The sequence below is a fragment of the Butyricicoccus intestinisimiae genome (assembly GCF_018918345.1).
Classification (GTDB): Bacteria; Bacillota; Clostridia; order Oscillospirales; family Butyricicoccaceae; genus Butyricicoccus_A; species Butyricicoccus_A intestinisimiae.
The window spans coordinates 474,194-495,443 of sequence record NZ_JAHLQI010000002.1; the positions used below are offsets into that span (position 1 = coordinate 474,194).

Below are 21,250 nucleotides of genomic sequence, written 5' to 3' on the forward strand. Positions count from 1 at the left end.
CTGCGCTTTCTTTGTATTATTTCTTGTCGTCATGTGCCAAAATATGAGAAATGCATATAATCCTTTGAATTTCTAAACGTGCCGCCCCACCGGAATCCGTATTTCTCAAAGGTCTTTACCACAATGCCGTCTGCCGGAATGGAATACGGATCTTCGTTCGGCTTCCAGTATTTGCCGACGATTGCCGTGCCGTCATTTTTGCACTGGTAGTTTTCGTTCGGATTGATGTCCAGTGCAGTACCTAAGCAATGCTCGGACGAGGAAGTATCTCCGCGCCAGTTGTATCCGCCGACAGAATAAATCGGGAATTGCTCGCCGCTGTCATAAATTTCTTGAAAGATCTGCTGTATGCTTCCTGCCAGCTCTTTATGTATTTGTACGTCTAGCGTACTGCTGTACTTGCTGCCGTTGGAATCTAATTTCCAGACCGGTACACGCACCCACGTCTGGTTCGCTTCTGCGGTCTGGCTGTTCGGATAACGACAGCTATCCACGGTACGACCGAAGATGCGGATTTCCCGTTCTTCCTCAGATTCCTCTGCGCTGGTCAAATATGCAATCGTCGGTACCGTCAAATAGCGCTGAAACATCGTTGCTGCTTCCGACCGCAGGGCACTGCCGAGCGGGTTTATGTGATTGTTATCGGTTCCGCTCATGATCTTTTGATGTACCGCCCACAAAATCGCATTTTTTGCCCAGCCGTCCACTTGATTTGCGTCGGAGAAGTACAGCTCGCCGCCGATATACGGCTGTCCGGCATCGCGATACAAAAACATCGCCAGCTCTTCCCGCGTCACCTGTCGTTCCGGCTCAAATCTTCCGTTTCCAACGCCGCTCGCCTTTCCGTTTGCATATGCCCACTGCACCGCTTCAAAGTACCACTGATCTGCCTGCACATCGGAGAATACCGGCGTTTCACTGCCCATTTCTCCTATATTGTCCGTCTCTTTTGCCTGATTGTATAGAATCTGCGCCACCATGCCGCGCGTCATGGTAGCATATGGCGAAAACGTTGTCTCCGATGTTCCCTGCATGATGCCATTTTCATACACGTACTGCACATACGGGCAGAACCAGTCCTGTGCACACACATCGTCAAAGACTTCTTCCGCTTTTCCCGTTATCCGCTCCGCGCCCTGTGCAAATTCCGGTACGCCGCCCGCGAGCAGACTCAGAGACAATGCAACCGCTGCACCTCTTCTTATAAAGTTATTTATAGCAAACACCCACTTTCTATTTTGCCCTTATGTAAAACGATACCTTTATTATACGGGATTCTATATCATCTCACAAGTTAATCCTTCGCTATTTTTCCAATAGAAGCTGTTTTTTTTACAGAAACATGGTATAGTATAGACAGATGTATTGATTCATCATCAGAGGAGTATCATTGTATGTTAAAGAAAAATAGTCTTGCCAGACACGGGCTTAACATCATCATTGTCGGCTGCGGCAAGGTCGGAACAACTCTCGTGCAGCAGTTGTGCAAGGAAGGTCATAAAATCACAATTGTTGACAAAGACCCTTCCACCGTACAAGAACTGACCAACCTGTATGATATCATGGGTATCATCGGAAACGGCGCAAGCTACAGCGTACAAATCGAGGCCGGCATCAGCAGTGCCGATTTATTCATCGCCGTCACGGCTTCGGATGAGCTGAATCTCTTGTGCTGCACCATTGCCAAGCGTGTGGGTGACTGCTCCGCCATTGCCCGCGTGCGCACGCCGGATTACAGCAAGGAAGTCGGCTACCTGCGTGACCGCTTGGGTCTTGCTATGATTATCAATCCGGAATTGGAGGCTGCCCGTGAGGCTGCCCGCATTCTGTATCTGCCAACGGCATTGGAGGTCAATTCCTTTGCACATGGTCAGGTAGAAATGATTAAATTTAAAATTCCGGAGGGAAATCTTCTGGACGGCATGACCGTTGCACATCTGGGCCGTCATATCACCAACGCCGTACTGATTTGTGTGGTACAGCGCGGCGCCGAGCTTCACATTCCGGGCGGCGATTTCCAGCTCGCCAAGGGCGATATCATCTCGTTTGTTTGTCCGCGCCGCATGACGCGTTCCTTCTTGGAATGCATCGGCGTCAAAACCAAGCGCGTCAGCAACACCATGATTATCGGTGGCGGCAAGGGCGCATACTACCTCGGCAATCAGCTGATTCAAATGGGCATTTCGGTCAAAATTATTGAAATCAATCGTGCGCGCTGTGAGGAGCTGAGTACGCTGTTGCCCAATGCCATCGTCATCAACGGCGACGGCACAGACGAAGAACTGCTAAAAGAAGAAGGCATCGAGTACGCCGAATCGGTCGTTGCGCTCACCGGCATTGACGAAGAAAATGTTTTGCTGACATTACACGCGCGTCAGGTGTCCAACGCAAAGGTTATCACCAAGCTCAACCGCATTTCCTTCCACGACGTCATCAGCCAGCTGGATTTGGGCAGCGTCATTTATCCGCGCCTGATCACTTCCGAGGCAATTATCGCTTATGTGCGCGCGAAAACCAACTCAAAGGACAGCAACAACATCGAAACGCTGTATCATTTGTTTGATTCCCGCGTAGAAGCCGTTGAATTCCGTGTCGAGAAAGAATCCGCTGTCATCGGTGTTCCGCTGCGCAAGCTCCCGATTCGCAAGAGCTTGCTCGTGGCATTTATCAATCGGAACGGACGCATCATCATTCCAAGCGGCAACGACTGTATTCATGTCGGTGACACCGTCATGGTTGTCACAACGCATCAAGAGCTGATGGACATCCGCGATATTTTGAGGTGACGGCGCAGCATGAATACTTCTATGATTCGTTATATCTTGGGTCATGTGCTCAAGATTGAAGCCATTCTTCTGCTGCTTCCCTGTTTGACTGCGGTTTATTATCAGGAAATACAAGGTGTGTATTATCTGCTCACCGCAGCCATTTGTATTGTGCTCGGCTTTTTGATGACGCTGCGCAAACCGAAAAACAACGTCTTTTATCTCAAAGAGGGCTGTGTTGCCACAGCGCTGAGCTGGATATTTCTCAGTGTGTTTGGCTGTCTGCCGTTTGTATTCAGCAGAGAAATTCCTTCATTTACCAATGCGCTGTTTGAGACAATCTCCGGCTTTACAACAACCGGCGCCAGCATTTTAGAGGATGTAGAAGCCCTGTCGCACTGTGCGCTGCTGTGGCGCAGCTTCACGCACTGGATTGGCGGCATGGGTGTGCTGGTTTTCCTGCTTGCGATTGTCCCGATGAGCGGCGGCTCCAACATCAATCTGATGCGTGCAGAAAGCCCGGGACCTTCCGTTGGCAAGCTGGTACCGAAAATGGTATCCTCTGCCCGTATTTTGTACGGCATTTATTTTGGATTGACTCTGTTGGAGATTGTGCTGCTGATTCTCGGCGGCATGCCGCTGTTTGACAGCGTGACCACCAGCTTCGGCACGGCCGGCACCGGCGGTTTCGGCATCAAAGCGGACAGCTTTGCCGGTTATGCCGTCCACCTGCAATGGATTGTCACCATCTTCATGATTTTATTCGGTGTCAATTTCAATGCATATTATTTTATTTTGTTCCACCAATTCCGCAAGGCATTTGGCATGGAAGAAGTGCGCGCCTATTTCGTCATTATTATTGCATCGGTTGCCTTTATCACATATAATATCCGCAGCATGTGCACCGGCGTCTTTGACGCATTGACACAGGCAGCCTTTCAGGTCGGCTCAATTATCACGACAACCGGCTTCGCCACGGCGAATTTCGACTTGTGGCCAAAGGCAAGTCAGGCAATTCTTGTCATGCTGATGTTCTGCGGTGCCTGCGCAGGCAGTACCGGCGGCGGCATCAAGGTTTCTCGTCTTCTCATCGCGGGCAAAACCGTTGTCAAAGAGCTGCGCTCGTATATCCATCCGAAAATCATCACCAAGGTCAAGATGGACGGCAAGCCGATCGAGCATGAAGTTGTCCGCGCGACCAACGTGTACGTCATGACGTTTGTTGTTATCTTTACGGCTTCGGTATTCGCCCTTTCCTTTGAAGGGCATGATTTGGTCACCAATTTCACGGCGGTTGCCGCAACCATCAACAACATCGGCCCCGGTCTTTCTTTGGTAGGACCTGCGGCAAACTTCAATTTCTTCAGCCCGATTTCCAAATACGTGCTGATGTTCGACATGCTTGCGGGCAGACTGGAGCTGTTCCCGCTGCTCATTCTGTTCCACCCGACGATCTGGCGCGAGCTGTTCGCCCACAAAGCGCAGGAGCGCAGAGCCGCCCGCGAACGCAGAAAAGAGCGAAAGCAAAGATGATACAACAAAAGCCCCGCATCGCGGGGCTTTTGCTCTATGTATTTCTATTTCTTACAAACCAGCGGTCTGTCTGATGTAGTCGCGTGCCTTCAGCGCATACTCGAACGGGTTTGCCTTTGCCGGATCCTGTTCCGCTTCCACAACAAACCATCCCTCATAGTGTGCATCGCGCAGGGCTTGGAACACATTCGGATAATCGACACAGCCATCTCCCGGAATCGTAAAGCATCCCTCCAGCACAGCCTGACGGAACGCAAAACCTTCCGCATATGCCTGCTTCATCTTTTCCGGCCGAATATCCTTCAAATGCACATGACCGATGCGCGAACCGAACAGCTTTGCTGCCTGTACGGCATCTTCACCGGAAAACGTAAAATGTCCGGTGTCAAAGCACAGATAGACGTAGCGCGGATCGGTATTATCCATCAGACGCTTGGTCTCCTCGATTGTCTGCACGACCGTCGCCATGTGATGGTGATAGCACAGCTTAAAGCCGCGGTCTGCTGCAATCTTTCCCAGCTTATTGAGGCCATTGCACAGCTTTTCCCATTCCTCTTCTGTGGCAACCGGCTTATTATCGCCAAACATGGAGCAAGTCTCTGCAAACAGGCAGCGGGTCAGCTCGCAGACATTGACGCGCGAAGCACCGACTGCTTCCAGAAAATCCAAGGTCTTGATAAATTCCGCTTCATTTTCTTCATACGGCTTGGAGCACAAAAAGCTGGAAAACCACTGCGAGGCAATCTTGATGCCGCGCAAATCCAAGGCGTGATTCAAGACCGCCGGATCTGTCGGAAACTTTCCGCCGACTTCTGTGCCCTGAAAGCCCGCGAGAGCCGCTTCGGAAATCATCTGTTCAAAGGTCAGCTCTCCGCCCAGCTGCGGCATATCATCATTCGTCCAACCAATCGGTGCAATACCCAATTTTACATTGTTAAACATGTTTATCTCCTCTCAGCACTGTTCCCACTGACCGCTCTTGACCGACTTGAGCACGGCATCAATCACACCGTCAACCTTTGCGCCCATGGCAAAATTACAAATATATTCTCCGCCGTGCAGCGCCTGCATCAGCGTGTGCGCCTGCAAGGTTTTCATATCGTCAAATGCAATGGCAATGCCGCCAGCCGGCTGGAACCATTTAAAGCCCTTGTGTTCCGGATTGAGCAGTACCGTGCGGAAACCGCAATCGCGTCCGCGGTCAACATCTGCATCCGACTTGAAATATACCTGTACCTCGCACATGCGCTCCAAGTCGTAGACAACCGAGCCTTCCGTGCCTTGAATCTCATAATAGAAATAATTCTTGCGTCCGGTTGCCACACGGGAGGACGAGAAGTCACCAATGGCACCGTTCTTATACTTCACAAGGAAGGAAATCACATCGTCATTTTCTACCGTTCCCATCTCAGACGAGCCAGCTTTTACCGGACGCTCTGGAATGACAATGGACTGCACCGCTGTAACGGCTTCCATATCGCCCAGAATCATCTGCGAAACAGAAAGCAGATGGCTGCACAGATCGCCCAGCGCGCCGGAACCCGCCAGCTTATTGATGTGTCTCCATGCCAGCGGAATCTTCGGATCGAGCAGCATATCCTGATCATATGTCGCATGGACGCGCATAATCTTGCCCAGTCTGCCGGATTTTACAAGTTCTGCCACATACTGGTTTGCCGGATTCATAATATTGGAAAATCCACAGTAATTGACAACGCCTTTTTCCTTTGCCAGCTGCGCCAGCTCTCTGGACTGCTGTGCGGACAGGCTCAGCGGCTTTTCACAGAACACATGCTTGCCATGCTCCAGTGCCGCCTTTGCCATCTCATAGTGCATACAATTCGGCGTCGCAACGTCCACCAAATCGACAGCCGGATCCGACACAACGTCGTGCCAATCCGCTGTATATCTCGCGTAGCCCATCTGCTCAGCAAATGCTTTCGCTGCATCTTCTGTCACATCGCTGACGATTTCGAACACCGGCATGTCATCTCCGAAAATCATCTTTGCATTGTGAAACGCTGTGGTGTGCGCTTTGCCCATCCAGCCGCCGCCAATCAAACCAATGCGAATCTCGTTCATGTTGTCTCGCTCCATTTCATATCAAAAAATTTTTATACTTACTATTTTTCCGCGATAAAAATCGCGTAAATTGTTGTGTTTTTTCATTCACAACCCTGTAATGCTATGATATACTATTTGTAAAGCAACTGCACTGCATTTTCTTGATAAAAAATATCAAAAAATTATACTTTTTTAGGAGCTGATGCCGTATGCGCATAGATGCGGGAATTCTTCCGGATTCTGTCCGTTTTTTTCACGAGCCGGATGCATTCACAGAGCAGGCACTATATCACACGCCGCACGTCGGCGTCTATCACTGTGACTCTCAATACAATTTTTCCCGCGCAGGAGAAACCTGCCTAGACATTTGCCAAGCGATTTTTATGGATCAAGGCACATTGACTGTGCGTTACCACGAGCAGGAAATTACTGCATCTCCCGGCATGCTGATTTTGCTCGACTGCCGAGAACCGCATGAATATTTTGCCGTCTCTCCGGAAATCCGTTTCCGCTGGTTTCACATCGTCGGCGCTTCCAGCTTTGCCTACATTGCCCACATTATTCAATCGCATGGATTTGTCATCCAAACCGCAAAGAACGCCGACATCGAACGGTTTTTCGCGCAGATTATCACGGATGCCAAACAGGATGCAAATGCCTATGTCATCTCTGCGCATGTAGAGCAGCTGCTCGCCGGTCTCGCATCGCTCGCCGTAGAGACCAAGCCGGATGCCGTGGAACAGTCGATGATCGACTCCGCCCAGTATATAGAAGCGCATTATGCCGAAAAAGAGGCAAAAATCCCCGCACTTGCCGCCCGCGCCGCGCTGAGCACCTGCTATTATCTTCGCAAGTTCAAAGAATATCACGGCGTCACCCCGCATCAATATTTACAATCGGTTCGCCTGCGCGCCGCAAAAGAGCAGCTCACCGTAACTGCGCACAGCATCGAACAAATCGCAGAGGACTGCGGATTTTGCAGCACATCCCATTTTATTATGGCATTTCGAAAGAACACCGGACTGACCCCGCTGCAATTTCGAATTCTTTGGAAATAACCGCGTTTCTCTTGACTTTATCGCTTTTATGTGATAAAGTATTCATCATGCAGATACTTTATTTATTAAAAGCATCAAAGTGTCTGCGCTACGTTTTTCAAAGGAAGGTTTACGTATGAAACTGATTGTTTTACTCGTGTACTTCGCCGTGCTCATTGGCATCGGCTTGTACTGCCGCCGACACGCCACCGATGTCAACGGCTTCGTCCTCGGCGGCCGCTCGGTCGGCCCATGGCTGACCGCATTCGCTTACGGTACGTCGTACTTCTCTGCCGTCATCTTTGTCGGCTACGCCGGTCAGTTCGGCTGGAAATACGGCATCGCTTCCACGTGGATTGGCATCGGCAACGCGCTGGTCGGTTCGCTGCTCGCTTGGGTCGTTCTCGGACGCCGCACGCGCATCATGACGCAGCACTTGGACTCCGCAACAATGCCCGCCTTCTTCGGCTCCCGCTTCGACAGCAAGGCACTCAAGATTGGCTCTTCCGCCATTATTTTCGTGTTCTTGATTCCGTACACCGCTTCGCTGTACAACGGCTTATCCCGCCTGTTCGGCATGGCATTCAACATTGACTACACCGTCTGTATCGTTCTCATGGCGATTTTGACCGCGATTTACGTCATCGCAGGCGGCTACATGGCAACCGCCATCAATGACTTTATTCAAGGCATCATCATGCTGTTTGGCATTGTGATTATCATTGCCGCTGTGCTGATGAGCAAGGGCGGCTTTATGGAAGCGGTCAACGGTCTGGCACAGGTTTCCGATCCGGCAGCCTCTGCGCAGCCGGGCGTCTTTGCTTCGTTCTTTGGTCCCGACCCGCTCAACCTGCTCGGCGTTGTCATCCTGACCAGCCTTGGCACATGGGGTCTGCCGCAGATGGTACAGAAGTTCTACGCCATCAAGGACGAATCCTCGATTCACAAGGGTTCTGTCATTTCCACGCTGTTCGCGCTGGTTGTATCCGGCGGCTGCTACTTCTTGGGCGGCTTCGGTCGTCTGTTCTCGGATCAGGTCAACATCGAGGCGGACGGCTTTGATTCCATCATTCCGACCATGCTCTCCAATCTGACACCGATTCTCATTGCACTGGTTGTCATCTTGGTGCTGTCCGCGTCCATGTCCACGCTGTCCTCTCTGGTTATCGCGTCCAGCTCGACGCTGACGATTGATTTCCTCGGCGGCACATTCATGAAGAACATGAGCCAGCGCAAGCTGCTTATCACCATTCGCGTATTTATCTTTGTATTCATCGCCATCTCTGCGGTGATTGCGATTGTCCAGTACAAGAGCAACGTGACCTTTATCGCTCAGCTGATGGGCATCTCGTGGGGCGCACTCGCAGGCGCATTCCTCGCGCCGTTCCTGTACGGTCTGTACTGGAAGCGCACCAGCCGTCTGGCGTGCTGGGTATGCTTCATCTTCGGCTGCGGTCTGATGATTGCGAACATGCTGTTCCGCACCAGCTTCCCGACGCTGCTGCAGTCCCCGATTAACTGCGGCGCTGTCGCTATGATTGTCGGCTTAATTCTGGTTCCGGTCATCAGCCTGATTTCTCCGGCACCGAACAAAGAAATTGTAGACGATGCGTTCTCCTGCTACGACAAGGAGACCACCGTTCCGCAGAAAACCGCTCTGGGAAAATAATCTATGACATTTTGCCAAGCCGTGCGCCTCCATGCGTGCGGCTTGGTTTTTCTTTGCCGCATAAATATGCACGCAAAATTTTCCTCTGCGCCGCCGCATTTTTGTTGATGTTTGTATCTAACAGGAGGCGGGCAATCATGTTATACTAGACATGTTAAACACATCATATAGTAGGAGGTCTTATTCCATGCCAATTTCATCAGAAACACTGAAACGGTATGCATTATGTATCTTGGGCCTGTTCTTCTCGGCGCAGGGCGTTGCGATCACCAAGCTGGGCGCATTGGGCGTTTCCCCGATTTCTTCGGTCGCCAATGTCATGAGCTTGCGTCTGCCGGCGCTGTCGCTCGGCAACTGGCTGATTATCTGGAACTGCGTGCTCATTCTCGGTCAGATTTTGATTTTGCGCCGCAAATTCCAGCCGATTCAGCTGCTTCAGATTCCGTTGTCTTTCCTCTTTGGTTATTTTACAGATTTCGGTATGTGGGCATTCTCTTGGGCTTGTCCGGAGCTGTATCCGCTGCGTCTGGTCAACATCTGCTGCGGCACGATCATGCTGGGTTTTGGCATTTCCTTCTGCGTCATTGCCAACGCCGTCATGAACTCGGGCGAGGCATTTGTCAAGGCGGTTTCCGACACCACGCGCAAGGATTTCGGCACACTGAAAATCTGCTTTGACGTCAGCTGCGTAGGCATCGCACTGGTTCTGTCTTTACTTTTCTTTGACTTTACCATTCAGGGCACCCGCGAGGGCACACTGATTGCCGCGCTGTGCACCGGCATGGTCATCAAATTCTTTACACCGCGTCTGCGTCAGCCGCTGGAGCGCTTTATCGGCTGCCATCGCGCACAGAAAGAGGAGATTTCCGCATGATTATTGATTTTCACACCCATACATTTCCTGCCAAAATTGCACATTCCGTCATCGCGCATTTACAGAGCAAATCGCGTTCCATGGCATTTACCGACGCGACCAACGACGGTCTGCGCCGCTCCATGGACAACGCCGGCATTGACCTGTCGATTTTGCTGCCGGTTATGACCAACACGCATCAGGTACCCAAGCTCAATGAAATTGCCGCCCGCACCAATGAACATTGGGAGGAAACCGGTTTGCTGTCGTTCGGCGGCATGCATCCGGAATACACCAACTACAAAGAGGAACTGCGGCATATTGCAGACATGGGCATCAAGGGCATCAAGCTGCATCCGGCATATCAGGGCTATGACTTTGACGACATTCGGTACATGCGCATCATAGACAAGGCAGCAGAGCTGGGATTGATTGTTTTGACACACGCAGGCATGGACATCGGCATTCCGGAACACAACTACTGTTCGACAGCACATATTCGCCATGTCATGCAGGAGGTCGGTCCGGACAAGCTGGTTCTCGCCCACATGGGCGGCTGGCAGGGCTGGCGCGATGTCGCCAACAATCTCGCCGATTTGCCGGTGTATTTTGACACCGCGTTTTCGATGGGTGATATTCTCCCTGCACCGAACACCATACGCGCAGAAGAAGAATCGCACAACATGAACAAGCAGCAGTTTGCCTTTCTTGCACACACGCTGGGAACCGACAAATTGCTGTTTGCCACAGACTGCCCGTGGAGCAGTCAATCGGAATCTTTGGCATTTCTGCGAGATTGCGAATTTACGGAGCAGGAGCTGGCGGACATTCTGGGGAACAATGCACAAAAGCTGCTGAAGCTATAATTTCCGATACAAAAATCCCGTCTTTCACGCGAAAGACGGGATTTTGTTATGTATAGCTATCAGTTTTTAAACAGATTTCTCTTGTCGATGATGCGAACAGCTTTGCCTTCGCTGCGTGCAATCGACTTCGGCGGCAGCAGCTTGACATCTACCTTGATGCCGAGCATAACCTTGAGCGCTGCAACCAGCTTCTTTTCACGCTCTGCGTCGGAAACCTTCAGGTCATTGAACATATCCAACGACATTTCGACATTGACCTCAATCGTATCGCTGTTGTTCACACGGTCTACGATCAGCTCATAGTTTGCCGGATAGCCTTCGTTGAGCAGAACTGTCTCAATCTGGGACGGGAATACGTTGACGCCCTTGACAACCATCATGTCATCGCTGCGGCCGAGCGGCTTGGTCATTCGAATATGTGTGCGTCCGCACGAGCACTTTTTGCGCGACAGAATGCAAATATCGCGGGTGCGATAGCGAATCATCGGGAATGCTTCCTTGGTCAGACAGGTGAATACCAGCTCACCGCGCTCGCCCTCCGGCAGAACCTCACCGGTGTTCGGGTCAATGACCTCTGCAATGAAGTGATCTTCATTGATATGCATGCCGTTCTGTTCCTCGCACTCGAAGGAGACACCCGGACCGGAAATTTCGGTCAGACCATAGATATCATACGCCTTGATGCCAAGCGTTTCTTCAATGTTGTGACGCATTTCTTCCGTCCATGCCTCTGCGCCGAAGATGCCGGCCTTGAGCTTGAGCTTATCACGCAATCCGCGCTCACTGACGCTCTCACCCAGATATGCGGCATACGACGGTGTGCAGCACAGAATGGTGGAACCGAGATCCATCATAAACTGCAGCTGACGTTCGGTATTGCCGGACGACATCGGCAGAGTCAGGCAGCCAACTTTATGAGCACCGCCATGTACACCAGCACCGCCGGTAAACAGACCATAGCCGTATGCAACGTGGCAGACATCCTCATTCGTGCCGCCTGCTGCTACAATCGCGCGCGCACAGCACTCTTCCCACAAATCAATATCATGCTGGGTGTAGAACGCAACCACGCGTCGACCAGTCGTGCCGCTGGTGGAGTGCATCCGCACGCAGTCCTTGAGCGGCTTTGCCAGCAGACCATACGGATACTGATCCTTCAGATCGTCCTTTGTGATAAACGGCAGCAGATGCAGATCTTCAATGCCGTGAATATCTTCCGGCTTAACGCCCGCTTCGTCCATCTTGTTGCGATAAAATTCTACGTTATCATATACATGCTTGACCTGTGCAACCAAACGCTCACTTTGCAGTGCCTGCAGCTGGTCAACCGGCATCGTCTCAATTTCCGGCTGGTAATACTTGCTCATCTTCCCATTAAACTCCTTGTTTTTACATGAAACCAGCCCTTCCCCATTCCTGCACTCCTTCCAAAAAGGCGAGAAAATGGCGACTTCGTTCTGATTTCTACAGAGAGACTGCCTGCTCTCCGATACAACTGCGACTCTCTGAGGGGCATTCCTCGTGCCCCTGCTCCGTGAGAGGGATTTCTCCTAAGATTTATCTGCTTACTCTACTCTTCCGAGGTGGAAAGCCTTTCTATTCAGCTCCAGGAACTTTGCCGGAACGCTTGCTTCCAGCGCGTCCAGCCAAGCCTGCTCGCTAATCTGGTCAAAATAGCGGGACAGTCTGCCCATCAGTGCAATATTGACCGCCTTGGCAGAGCCTGCTTCGGTTGCAATTGCCAGTGCGTCCATCGCATCGACCTTTGCGCCCAGCGCCTGCATTTTTTCTACCAGATCCGACGGGTACTCTGCCGCACCGGTAATAACCGGCATCGGGTCAATTTCCTGTGTATTGACAATGACGCGTCCGCCCGGCTTGAGATATTCCATCCAGCGAGCAGCTTCCAGCTTCTCAAACGAAACGATGAAATCCGCCTCGCCCTTATCAATAATCGGGGAATATACGTGATCGCCAAAGCGAACATAGGTTACAACGCTGCCGCCGCGCTGGCTCATGCCATGCACTTCGGAAACCTTGACATCATAATTCTGGTCGAGCAGCAGACGTCCGAGCAGCTTACTTGCCAGCAGGGAGCCCTGACCGCCGACACCTACAATCATTACATTTGTTGTCATGTTCGGCACCTCCTTACGCCTTCAGCGCGTCAAACGCACACATCTGCTGGCAGACACCACAGCCCACGCACAGGGTTGCGTCAACAACTGCCTTGCCGTTCTTGATGCTGATTGCCGGACAGCCCAGCTTCATGCAGCTGCGGCAGCCGCGGCAGGCATCATTGTCCACCTTGAGCGGCGGATTGTGCTTGACGTACTTGAGCAGTGCGCACGGACGGCGGCTGATGATAACAGACGGCTCCTGTGCTGCCAGCTCTTCCTTGAGAACGGTATCACACTGCTTGAGATCATACGGGTCAACCACACGGATGCGCGCAAAGCCCATCGCACGGCACAGAGATTCCAAATCAATCTTGCCGGCCGGATCGCCCTTGATGTTATAGCCCGTGGTCGGGTTCTGCTGATGGCCGGTCATGCCGGTGATGGAGTTATCCAGAATAATAACCGTCGAATTGCTCTGGTTATACGCAATGTTTGCCAAGCCGGTCATACCGGAGTGCATAAAGGTCGAGTCACCGATGACAGCAACCGTCTTGCCCTCGGATTCTTCGCCCAGTGCCTTGTTAAAACCATGAATGGAAGAAATCGAGGCGCCCATGCACAGCGTCATTTCGATGGCGTTGAGCGGAGCGACAGCGCCCAGCGTATAACATCCGATGTCACCGAGTACGGTGCACTTGTTCTTGGACAGTGTGTAGAACATGCCGCGGTGCGGACATCCGGCACACATAACCGGCGGGCGTGCCGGCATGGTCTCGTCCAGCTTCTTGCCTTCCGGAACCGACATGCCCAGCTTTTCTGCAATCAGATTCTGAGAGAACTCGTCCTCAATCGGCAGAACATCCTTGCCGGTTACGGTCAGACCCAGCTGCTTGCAGTGATTCTCAATAATCGGATCCAGCTCTTCAATGACAACCAGCTTGTCAACCTTTGCGGCAAAGTCGAGAATCAGCTTTTCCGGCAGCGGGTTAATCATACCCAGCTTGAGAATCGAAGCCTTTTCGCCAAATACTTCCTTTGCATACTGATAGCAGGTGCTGGAAGCGATGATACCAATCGAAGTATCGCCCCACTCGACGCGGTTGAACTCACAGTTTTCTGCGAAGGCAATCAGGTCGCGGGTGCGCTGCTCTACAATCGGATGACGCTTCTTCGCGTTGCCCGGCATCATAACGTACTTGCCGATGTTCTTTTCATACGGCTTTACCGGCGGCTCTACGCGCTCGCCCGGCTCTACGATGCTCTGGGAATGTGCCACGCGGGTGCACATCTTAATGATGACCGGCGTGTCGAACTGCTCAGACAGCTCAAACGCACGCATGGTAAACGCACGTGCTTCGGCGGAGTCGGACGGCTCCAGCATCGGAATCTTGGATGCAATCGCATGATGGCGGGAATCCTGCTCGTTCTGAGAGGAATGCATACCGGCATCGTCTGCGACAACGATAACCATACCGGCATTGACACCGGTGTACGAAACGGTGAACAGCGGATCCGCTGCTACGTTCAGGCCAACGTGCTTCATGCCGCAGAAGCTGCGCTTGCCTGCCAGACAGGCGCCGAATGCGACTTCCATGGCTACCTTCTCATTCGGTGCCCATTCGCAGTACATCTCATCATATTTTGCGGCTTCTTCGGTTACCTCGGTACTCGGTGTGCCCGGGTAGCTGGAAACGACCGCGCAGCCTGCTTCATACAGACCGCGGGCAACTGCCTTGTTGCCCAGCATAAGCTGTTTCATAAGTTAGGTTCCTTCCTTTGTATATACTTAGAGAGAGGAAATAAAAATTTCCCCTCTTACTTGTCCTCGTCCTCTTTTGCAATCTGTTCGGTCATGCTGCGCAGCACGCCGGTGCCGCCGGACAGCATGCGGCTGACGCGGCTGATGGTCGCGCTGCTCGCGCCGGTGCATCCGAGAATTTCATTATAAATTTTTCCCTCCGTCAGCAAAACCGCCACATCAAAGCGCTGCTCCATTGCACGCGCCTCGGATACCGTGCACAGATCTTCAAAGAACTGTCTGCACTCATCAACGTTTTTCAGCTTCAGGATGTTCTCATATAGAGCCATACTCGGCTTCTTGTGGTCTAATCTTGCCATGCGGCTTCCTCCCCTGCTGCTGCCGCAGACGACAGCTTGCTTGTGACGCTTTCAATAATCAGTTTAACACAATACTGCGCAACAGTAAATATTTTCCCGAAAAAACGGTCTCTGTTCGAGACAGAGACCGTTTTCTATTCCCATCTGTGCTCAGCCTTCGTTTTCTCTTGCCACCAGCTGTTCTACGCTGTACATCTGGCGCAGCTTGGGCTTTTCAATTTTGCCGGTTGGGTTGCGCGGAATGTCTGCAAAGATAATCTTGACCGGACGCTTATAGCGCGGCAGCTTCATGCAGTAGTCGCGGATTTCCTCTTCAGAGCAGGCAAAGCCTTCTTTTACCTCGATAATTGCCGCGGTAATCTCGCCGAGACGCTGATCCGGCATACCAATCACGGCAACGTCCTTAATGGCCGGATGCGCACGCAGGAAATCTTCAATCTGTACCGGATAAATGTTCTCGCCGCCGCTGATGATGACGTCCTTCTTACGGTCTACAAGGAAATAAAATCCGTCCTCATCCTGACGCGCCATATCTCCGGTAAACAGCCAGCCATCCTTGAGAGTTTCCGCTGTCGCTTCTTCGTTGCGGTAATAGCAGGTCATGACGCCCGGACCCTTGACGCACAGTTCGCCGACTTCTCCCTGCTGCACTTCCTTGCCGTCCTCATCGACAATCTTCGCTTTCCAGCCAAAGCCCGGCACGCCGATGGCGCCCACCTTGTCGATGTTTTCCACACCCAGATGCACACAGCCCGGGCCAATCGATTCACTCAAGCCATAGTTTGTATCGTACTGATGCTTCGGGAAGTATGCCTTCCAACGGCGAATCAAAGACGGCGGTACCGGCTGTGCACCAATGTGCATCAGTCTCCACTGATCCAATTCATAATCGGACAGCTTGAGATCTCCGCGATCCAGCGCATCCAGAATATCCTGTGCCCACGGCACAAGCAGCCACACAATGCTGCAATGCTCTTTGGAAACCGCTTCGAGAATATATTTCGGCTTGGTGCCCTTGAGCAAAACAGCCTTGCCGCCGGAAATCAAGCTGCCGAACCAATGCATCTTTGCGCCGGTATGATACAGCGGCGGAATGCACAGGAATACATCCTCCTTGGTTTGACCGTGATGATGCTGCTCCACGCGGGCTGCATGCATCAGCGATTCATGGTTGTGCAGAATGGCCTTCGGGAATCCCGTCGTGCCGGAGGAGAAATAAATCGCCGCATCGTCCTCATCGGTAATGTCGATGAGCGGTGCCTGACTCGAACAGTTTGCCGCCAGATGGGTGTAATCCTCCGCCCAGCTCGGACATCCGCCCTCGCCAAGATAGAACATCAGGCGATTGCGTCCCAACTCATCGGCAATCGGCTCCAGTCTGCCGATAAAATGATTGCCAAACACAATTGCGTTGACCTCTGCCAGCTCCGCACAATACTTGATTTCATCGGTATCATAACGGAAATTGAACGGCACCGCCAGCGCACCGGTCTTGAGAATGCCAAAATAAATCGGCAGCCATTCCAGACAGTTCATCAGCAAAATGGCAACTTTATCGCCCTTTTTGATGCCGCGGCTGAGCAGCAGATTGGCAAAGCGGTTTGCCTTCTCGTCAAACACATGCCACGTAATCTCTCTGCGGTAATCCGAAGCCGGTGTCGGCTCCATCAGATCAAATTCCTTCCATGTTACCCGTCGAATCTCTTTGATTTCCGGATTCAGCTCAACCAGTGCGACATCGTTGCCGTACAGCTTGCTGTTTTTTTCAAGTAAATCGGTAATTGGCATCGGGGATACCCTGTCCTTCCTCTAAAAAATCTCTACTCCGCGGGATTCTTTTCCCGTTTAAAGCGTAACTCTTTTACATATAAAAGTAACACAAACAAGGACAAATGTCAATTGCAAAAGCAAAAAAGCCCGCCAAATCCGGCGGGCTTTTGCTCAAAACAGCATCGTATCAGTCCGCTGCCGCGGTAATCTGCTGTGCCATCTCCAGCATTTGTGCGGTGGTCAGGCTGCCGTTCATCTGATACAGGCTATAGTGTACGTCGCCTGCCGTCCAGTTGATGCCATGATACTGTACGGTCTCTACGCCGTTGTCCGACGGACCGACATTGAATTCCACTTGTCCGGATGCCTCTTCCTTCCGGTCTTGTTCGGTCATCTGATAAGAGTCCGACACATATTTTTCAGTCTTTGTCGTCTCATAATAGGAAACTCCGTCCTTCTGTGCGGCACATCTGCCGGTTTCCTTCTCCTGAGCAGCGCCGCTGTCCTGCATGAGCGAGACGGTCTCGTCACCTTTTTGATAGTCAAATTCCAAAGACGCATACTTGTTGACGGTCTGCCCGTCCTCGTTTTGCTCCTGATTATGAACAATCACGCCGTCTTTGAATGCAAATCCATTATCAAAGCTCTGTAACAGAGCCGGTGTAAAACCGGCATCCCGCTGACACTGCTGCGCACTCGGCAGGCTGGTGTAGTCCGCCGATGCGGAGCATGTTGCAATGATCTGACTGATTGCCGTGCCGCCAAAGGCAAAGGCGGAACCGCCTACGACAACTGTTGCGGCAATGACAGTCGCAGCCATTCTCTTTTTCTTGTGTTTGAACATAGAAATCGAAACCTCCTTGTGTTCGTTTTCCTGTGCCATGCGCTGTGCGATGCGCGCCCGCATGTCGTCGGGCATATGCATGGCTCTCATGGTTTTGATATAGTCGTTCTTTCTCATATCCCTTCGCTCCCTTTCAGCTTCAGCTGTCCGCTTTCTTCCAGCTCAAACTTGAGCTTTTTTCGCCCATACTGCAATCGTTTGCGCACGGCTGCGGCAGAAATATGCAGCATATCTGCGATTTCCTCCGATGTGTATCCTTCGATATAATAGAGATACATCACGGTTTTCAGCTTTTGCGGCAGCCGCATGACTTCCTCCAAGACGTCAACCTGCTTCTCGTCTGCGCACAGGTTATAGGCATCTTCCAAGGAAACATAGGTGTGACGCAAATGAAAGCGGTGCATGTCTCGGCAGATATTTGCCGCCACGCGCAGAAGCCATGCTTTTCGGTGCTCCTCACTGTCAAACGCAGGGGCGCGCGTGATATATCGAATCATGGTTTCCGACACAGCATCCTCTGCGTCTGTCTGATTGCCCGCAAGGGTAAAGCAAAAGCGGAACAGCGTATCTGCATATCTGCGAAAAATCTGTTCTGCATCCTCACCCGTCGGCCGTCCGGAATGATTCTGCATGGTTCTCAGCCTCCTTTCACTATACACACGTTTCACACCGCGTTTGTGTGATAAAAGCAGAAAAAATTGCAAAAAAATCGGGAGCGTTGCCGCTCCCGCCTGTTCATTGTTATGTTTCGTCTATCGTTCCGTTTTTGACACGCGACAGTGAAAAAACTGCCCGCTGTCGCTTCCGAACCAAATCCATCACATATTCTACCAATCGTTCCGAGGCATCCGGATGCCCCAGCGCCCGAATGGTATCCTGCATGGTCTGCACCCGCACCGGATTGTTGAGCAGATAATACAGTACCTCATCCAACGGAAATGTCTTGGTGACAAGCATCGCCATGCCGTTGTTGAGCAAAAATTCCACGTTGCGTTCTTCCTGTCCCGGAATCGGATTCGCCAAAATCATCGGCAGTCCCTTTGCAATGGCTTCCGTGACCGTCAAGCCACCCGGCTTGGTAATGATGCAGTCCGCCGCACTCATCAGCACATCCACGTTGTCCACAAATCCCATCACACGAATGCTGCACACACCGGTATAGTCATCCAGAAAATTTTGCAAATGCTGATATGCCTTTTTATTGTTGCCGCACACGGCGAGAATTTGAAAATCTACGCCGGCATTGGTAATATGCTGCACGGTCTCCGCACAGTCTCCGTATCCCATGCTGCCACTCATGACGAGCAGTACCGGACGCTCGGCATCCAGTCCAAGCTGTCGGCGCGCCTCCGTCTTTTGTATGTGCTGATTGAATTTCGGATGAACCGGAATGCCAAACGGCAACAGCCGCTGCTCCGGAATGCCGCGCTTTACCGCGCTCTGGGTAATCAGCTCGCTCGCTATGACGAGTCCATCCATGTACAGCACATCCTCCCAATACGGATGGATGCAATAGTCGGTTGCGATGCCGATGCTCGGCGCTGTGACCATGCCGCGCTGCTTCATCTGGCTGACCAGATGCGCTGCGAGCACATGTGTGCACACAATCGCATCCGGCTCAAAGTTTTCCACAAACGATTCAAACCGGAAGGCGCCCAGCGTATTGACCAGCTTGACTATGTTCATCTTATTGAGTTTTTCTTTGGTTTGCGAGGTCTTATCGTAAAACAGCCGATACAGCTCCGGCGTATACTTGGAAGATAACAGGTAGCCTTTTGCCAACGCCTGCTGTATCATTTTGCTGATATATTCATACACATCGACAATCTCGACCTCTGCGCCCTTCTGTTCAAAAAGATCGGCCAGTGCTTTTGCTGTGGCATAGTGTCCATAGCCCGCTGTAACCGACAATAATAATATCTTCATGCGATTCCTCCACTTTATTGTTTTCATTGTACCTTATTCCCATCAGAAGTGCAACGTATAGCGGGCGAAATCCACTATTTTTACCGTATTGTAACCATTTTTCTGCATTCTGACTATTTATCTTCTACGGGATTTGTCATATAATATATACGATGTATTTTGTAAGACAAGTCGAAATATATTCTATGATCAGAAAAATCTGCGAATCCATCTTGTCATTTGGATTCCGCCATTTTAATTGGAGGCATTTGACTCATGTCTGACTTTTCTTTAAAGTCCTATGTAACAGACCATAAGACCATCCACCTCGTCGGCATCGGCGGCGTGTCCATGTCTGCCCTTGCCGAGCTGCTTTTACACCTCGGTGCAAAAGTAACCGGCTCTGACCGCACGGAAACCGACGTCACAGACAAACTGGCCAAGCTGGGCGCCAGCATTACATACGCACATCTGCCGGAAAACGTAGACAGCGCAGACCTCGTAATCCGCACCGCCGCTGTTCACGATGACAATCCGGAAATCGCGCACGCACGCGAGCTGGGCATTCCGGTTATGGAACGCGCACAGGCGTGGGGCAAGATTATGCTGGAGTACAAGCATGCCGTTTGTGTATCCGGCACCCACGGCAAGACCACAACCACTTCCATGCTGACGATGATTGGTATCGAATGCGGTTCTGACCCGACGGTCATGGTCGGCAGCAATCTGGATGCCATCGGCGGCACGCTGCGCATCGGCGCGCATGATTACTTCATCGCTGAGTCCTGTGAGTACACCAACTCCTTCCTCAGCTTCCACCCGACGGTTGCCGTTGTGCTCAATGTCGATGCAGACCATCTGGACTTCTTCAAGGACATTGATGATATCATTCATTCGTTCCACCGCTTCTGCGAGCTGGTTCCGGAAAACGGCGCCATTGTCGTCAACCACGACTCCGCCAACGCCATGAAGGCAGTTGCAGGCATCGACCGCACCTGTATCACGTTCGGCACCACACCGGAGGCAGATGTTTATCCGGAAAATGTCACCGACAACCACGGCTACTACAGCTTTGACGTCATGCACAAGGGCAAGCTGTTCACGCATGTCGATCTGTCCGTGCCGGGCCGTCACAACATGCTCAATGCGCTGGCTTCCTGTGCGGTATGTATTTTCATCGGTTTGGATCCGGAGAAATCCGCAGCAGGTCTCAAGAAGTTCACGGGTTCTTCCCGCCGCTTCCAGCTGACCGGCCATATGGCAAACGGTGCAACCGTCATTGATGACTATGCACATCATCCGACGGAGATGACGGCAACGCTCAAGACCGCCCGCGAGATGGATTTTGACCGCATCATCTGTGTTTTCCAGTCTCACACGTATTCCCGCACCAAGGCACTGCTTCCGCAGTTTGTCGAGGCGCTCAAGCTGTGCGACAAGGCGATTGTGGCAGACATCTATGCTGCCCGCGAAAAAAACACGTTTGGCATCAGCGGCAAGGACATTGCAGACCAGCTGGATGGCGGCGAATACTATCCGTCTTTCGAGCAGATTGAAGCGCGTGTCCGCGAAATTGCGCAGCCGAACGACCTCATCATCACGATGGGCGCCGGCAACATCAACGGCATCGGCCCAAAGCTGTGTGTTGACGCAAAGTAACTTGTTCTAAACAGCAAAAGACTGCATTTCACGCGAAATGCAGTCTT

General features: G+C 51.8%; 18 protein-coding genes. 7 read left to right on the forward strand and 11 right to left on the reverse strand.

Going from position 1 to position 21,250, the window contains the following annotated elements; translation table 11 throughout:
• Nucleotides 1–29: 29 nt before the first annotated feature.
• A complete protein-coding gene (locus tag KQI75_RS05755; protein WP_216469770.1) occupies nucleotides 30–1,181 on the reverse strand; it encodes an S-layer homology domain-containing protein in 1,152 nt (383 codons plus the stop codon).
• A gap of 213 nt (nucleotides 1,182–1,394) precedes the next feature.
• On the opposite strand from KQI75_RS05755, the gene trkA reads away from it, so the two are divergent.
• The gene (gene trkA, locus KQI75_RS05760) at nucleotides 1,395–2,786 is read left to right on the forward strand and encodes a Trk system potassium transporter TrkA (protein ID WP_216469771.1); all 1,392 of its coding nucleotides are present in this window, start codon (nucleotides 1,395–1,397) and stop codon (nucleotides 2,784–2,786) included.
• A gap of 9 nt (nucleotides 2,787–2,795) precedes the next feature.
• Nucleotides 2,796–4,298, forward strand: coding sequence for a TrkH family potassium uptake protein (locus tag KQI75_RS05765; RefSeq protein ID WP_216469772.1), 1,503 nt, complete (start codon nucleotides 2,796–2,798; stop codon nucleotides 4,296–4,298).
• 51 nt (nucleotides 4,299–4,349) lie between these two features.
• On the opposite strand, the gene iolE is transcribed toward KQI75_RS05765, so the two are convergent.
• Both iolE and KQI75_RS05775 read right to left on the reverse strand, forming a co-directional pair.
• Complete coding sequence (iolE, locus tag KQI75_RS05770; RefSeq protein ID WP_216469773.1) at nucleotides 4,350–5,240, reverse strand: myo-inosose-2 dehydratase; 891 nt, start codon at nucleotides 5,238–5,240, stop codon at nucleotides 4,350–4,352.
• A gap of 12 nt (nucleotides 5,241–5,252) precedes the next feature.
• Nucleotides 5,253–6,380, reverse strand: a complete 1,128-nt coding sequence (locus tag KQI75_RS05775; RefSeq protein ID WP_216469774.1) for a Gfo/Idh/MocA family protein — start codon at nucleotides 6,378–6,380, stop codon at nucleotides 5,253–5,255.
• Nucleotides 6,381–6,571: 191 nt separating this feature from the next.
• On the opposite strand from KQI75_RS05775, the gene KQI75_RS05780 reads away from it, so the two are divergent.
• From KQI75_RS05780 to KQI75_RS05795, 4 genes are all read left to right on the forward strand, one after another.
• On the forward strand, nucleotides 6,572–7,420 hold the full coding sequence (locus tag KQI75_RS05780; RefSeq protein ID WP_216469775.1) for an AraC family transcriptional regulator: 849 nt from the start codon (nucleotides 6,572–6,574) through the stop codon (nucleotides 7,418–7,420).
• A gap of 115 nt (nucleotides 7,421–7,535) precedes the next feature.
• Nucleotides 7,536–9,068, forward strand: a complete 1,533-nt coding sequence (locus KQI75_RS05785; RefSeq protein ID WP_216469776.1) for a sodium:solute symporter family protein — start codon at nucleotides 7,536–7,538, stop codon at nucleotides 9,066–9,068.
• 187 nt (nucleotides 9,069–9,255) lie between these two features.
• Complete coding sequence (locus tag KQI75_RS05790) at nucleotides 9,256–9,942, forward strand: YczE/YyaS/YitT family protein (RefSeq protein WP_246566408.1); 687 nt, start codon at nucleotides 9,256–9,258, stop codon at nucleotides 9,940–9,942.
• On the forward strand, nucleotides 9,939–10,787 hold the full coding sequence (locus KQI75_RS05795) for an amidohydrolase family protein (protein ID WP_216469777.1): 849 nt from the start codon (nucleotides 9,939–9,941) through the stop codon (nucleotides 10,785–10,787). The genes KQI75_RS05790 and KQI75_RS05795 overlap by 4 nt, the downstream gene beginning before the upstream one ends.
• Before the next feature lie 59 nt (nucleotides 10,788–10,846).
• On the opposite strand, the gene KQI75_RS05800 is transcribed toward KQI75_RS05795, so the two are convergent.
• The 8 genes from KQI75_RS05800 to KQI75_RS05835 all read right to left on the reverse strand — a co-directional run bounded on the left by KQI75_RS05800 (nucleotide 10,847) and on the right by KQI75_RS05835 (nucleotide 19,565).
• Nucleotides 10,847–12,154: a phenylacetate--CoA ligase family protein gene (locus KQI75_RS05800; RefSeq protein ID WP_216469778.1), complete on the reverse strand. Its 1,308-nt coding sequence runs from the start codon at nucleotides 12,152–12,154 to the stop codon at nucleotides 10,847–10,849.
• Nucleotides 12,155–12,352: 198 nt separating this feature from the next.
• The gene (locus tag KQI75_RS05805; RefSeq protein WP_216469779.1) at nucleotides 12,353–12,925 is read right to left on the reverse strand and encodes an indolepyruvate oxidoreductase subunit beta; all 573 of its coding nucleotides are present in this window, start codon (nucleotides 12,923–12,925) and stop codon (nucleotides 12,353–12,355) included.
• 13 nt (nucleotides 12,926–12,938) lie between these two features.
• On the reverse strand, nucleotides 12,939–14,666 hold the full coding sequence (gene iorA / locus KQI75_RS05810; RefSeq protein ID WP_216469780.1) for an indolepyruvate ferredoxin oxidoreductase subunit alpha: 1,728 nt from the start codon (nucleotides 14,664–14,666) through the stop codon (nucleotides 12,939–12,941).
• Nucleotides 14,667–14,722: 56 nt separating this feature from the next.
• On the reverse strand, nucleotides 14,723–15,025 hold the full coding sequence (locus tag KQI75_RS05815; RefSeq protein WP_216469781.1) for a YerC/YecD family TrpR-related protein: 303 nt from the start codon (nucleotides 15,023–15,025) through the stop codon (nucleotides 14,723–14,725).
• Between the two features lie 150 nt (nucleotides 15,026–15,175).
• Nucleotides 15,176–16,813 carry a class I adenylate-forming enzyme family protein gene (locus tag KQI75_RS05820; protein ID WP_216469782.1) on the reverse strand — a complete coding sequence of 546 codons (1,638 nt, stop codon included), beginning with the start codon at nucleotides 16,811–16,813 and terminating at the stop codon, nucleotides 15,176–15,178.
• A gap of 169 nt (nucleotides 16,814–16,982) precedes the next feature.
• Nucleotides 16,983–17,756 (reverse strand): hypothetical protein, encoded by a 774-nt coding sequence (locus KQI75_RS05825; RefSeq protein ID WP_216469783.1) that lies wholly within the window; start codon nucleotides 17,754–17,756, stop codon nucleotides 16,983–16,985.
• Nucleotides 17,753–18,271 (reverse strand): RNA polymerase sigma factor, encoded by a 519-nt coding sequence (locus KQI75_RS05830; RefSeq protein ID WP_216469784.1) that lies wholly within the window; start codon nucleotides 18,269–18,271, stop codon nucleotides 17,753–17,755. Before KQI75_RS05830 ends, KQI75_RS05825 begins: the two co-directional genes overlap by 4 nt.
• Before the next feature lie 109 nt (nucleotides 18,272–18,380).
• Entirely contained in the window at nucleotides 18,381–19,565 is a 1,185-nt protein-coding gene (locus KQI75_RS05835) for an MGDG synthase family glycosyltransferase (protein WP_216469785.1), read from the reverse strand.
• Nucleotides 19,566–19,820: 255 nt separating this feature from the next.
• On the opposite strand from KQI75_RS05835, the gene murC reads away from it, so the two are divergent.
• Complete coding sequence (gene murC / locus KQI75_RS05840) at nucleotides 19,821–21,203, forward strand: UDP-N-acetylmuramate--L-alanine ligase (protein WP_216469786.1); 1,383 nt, start codon at nucleotides 19,821–19,823, stop codon at nucleotides 21,201–21,203.
• Nucleotides 21,204–21,250 lie beyond the last annotated feature (47 nt).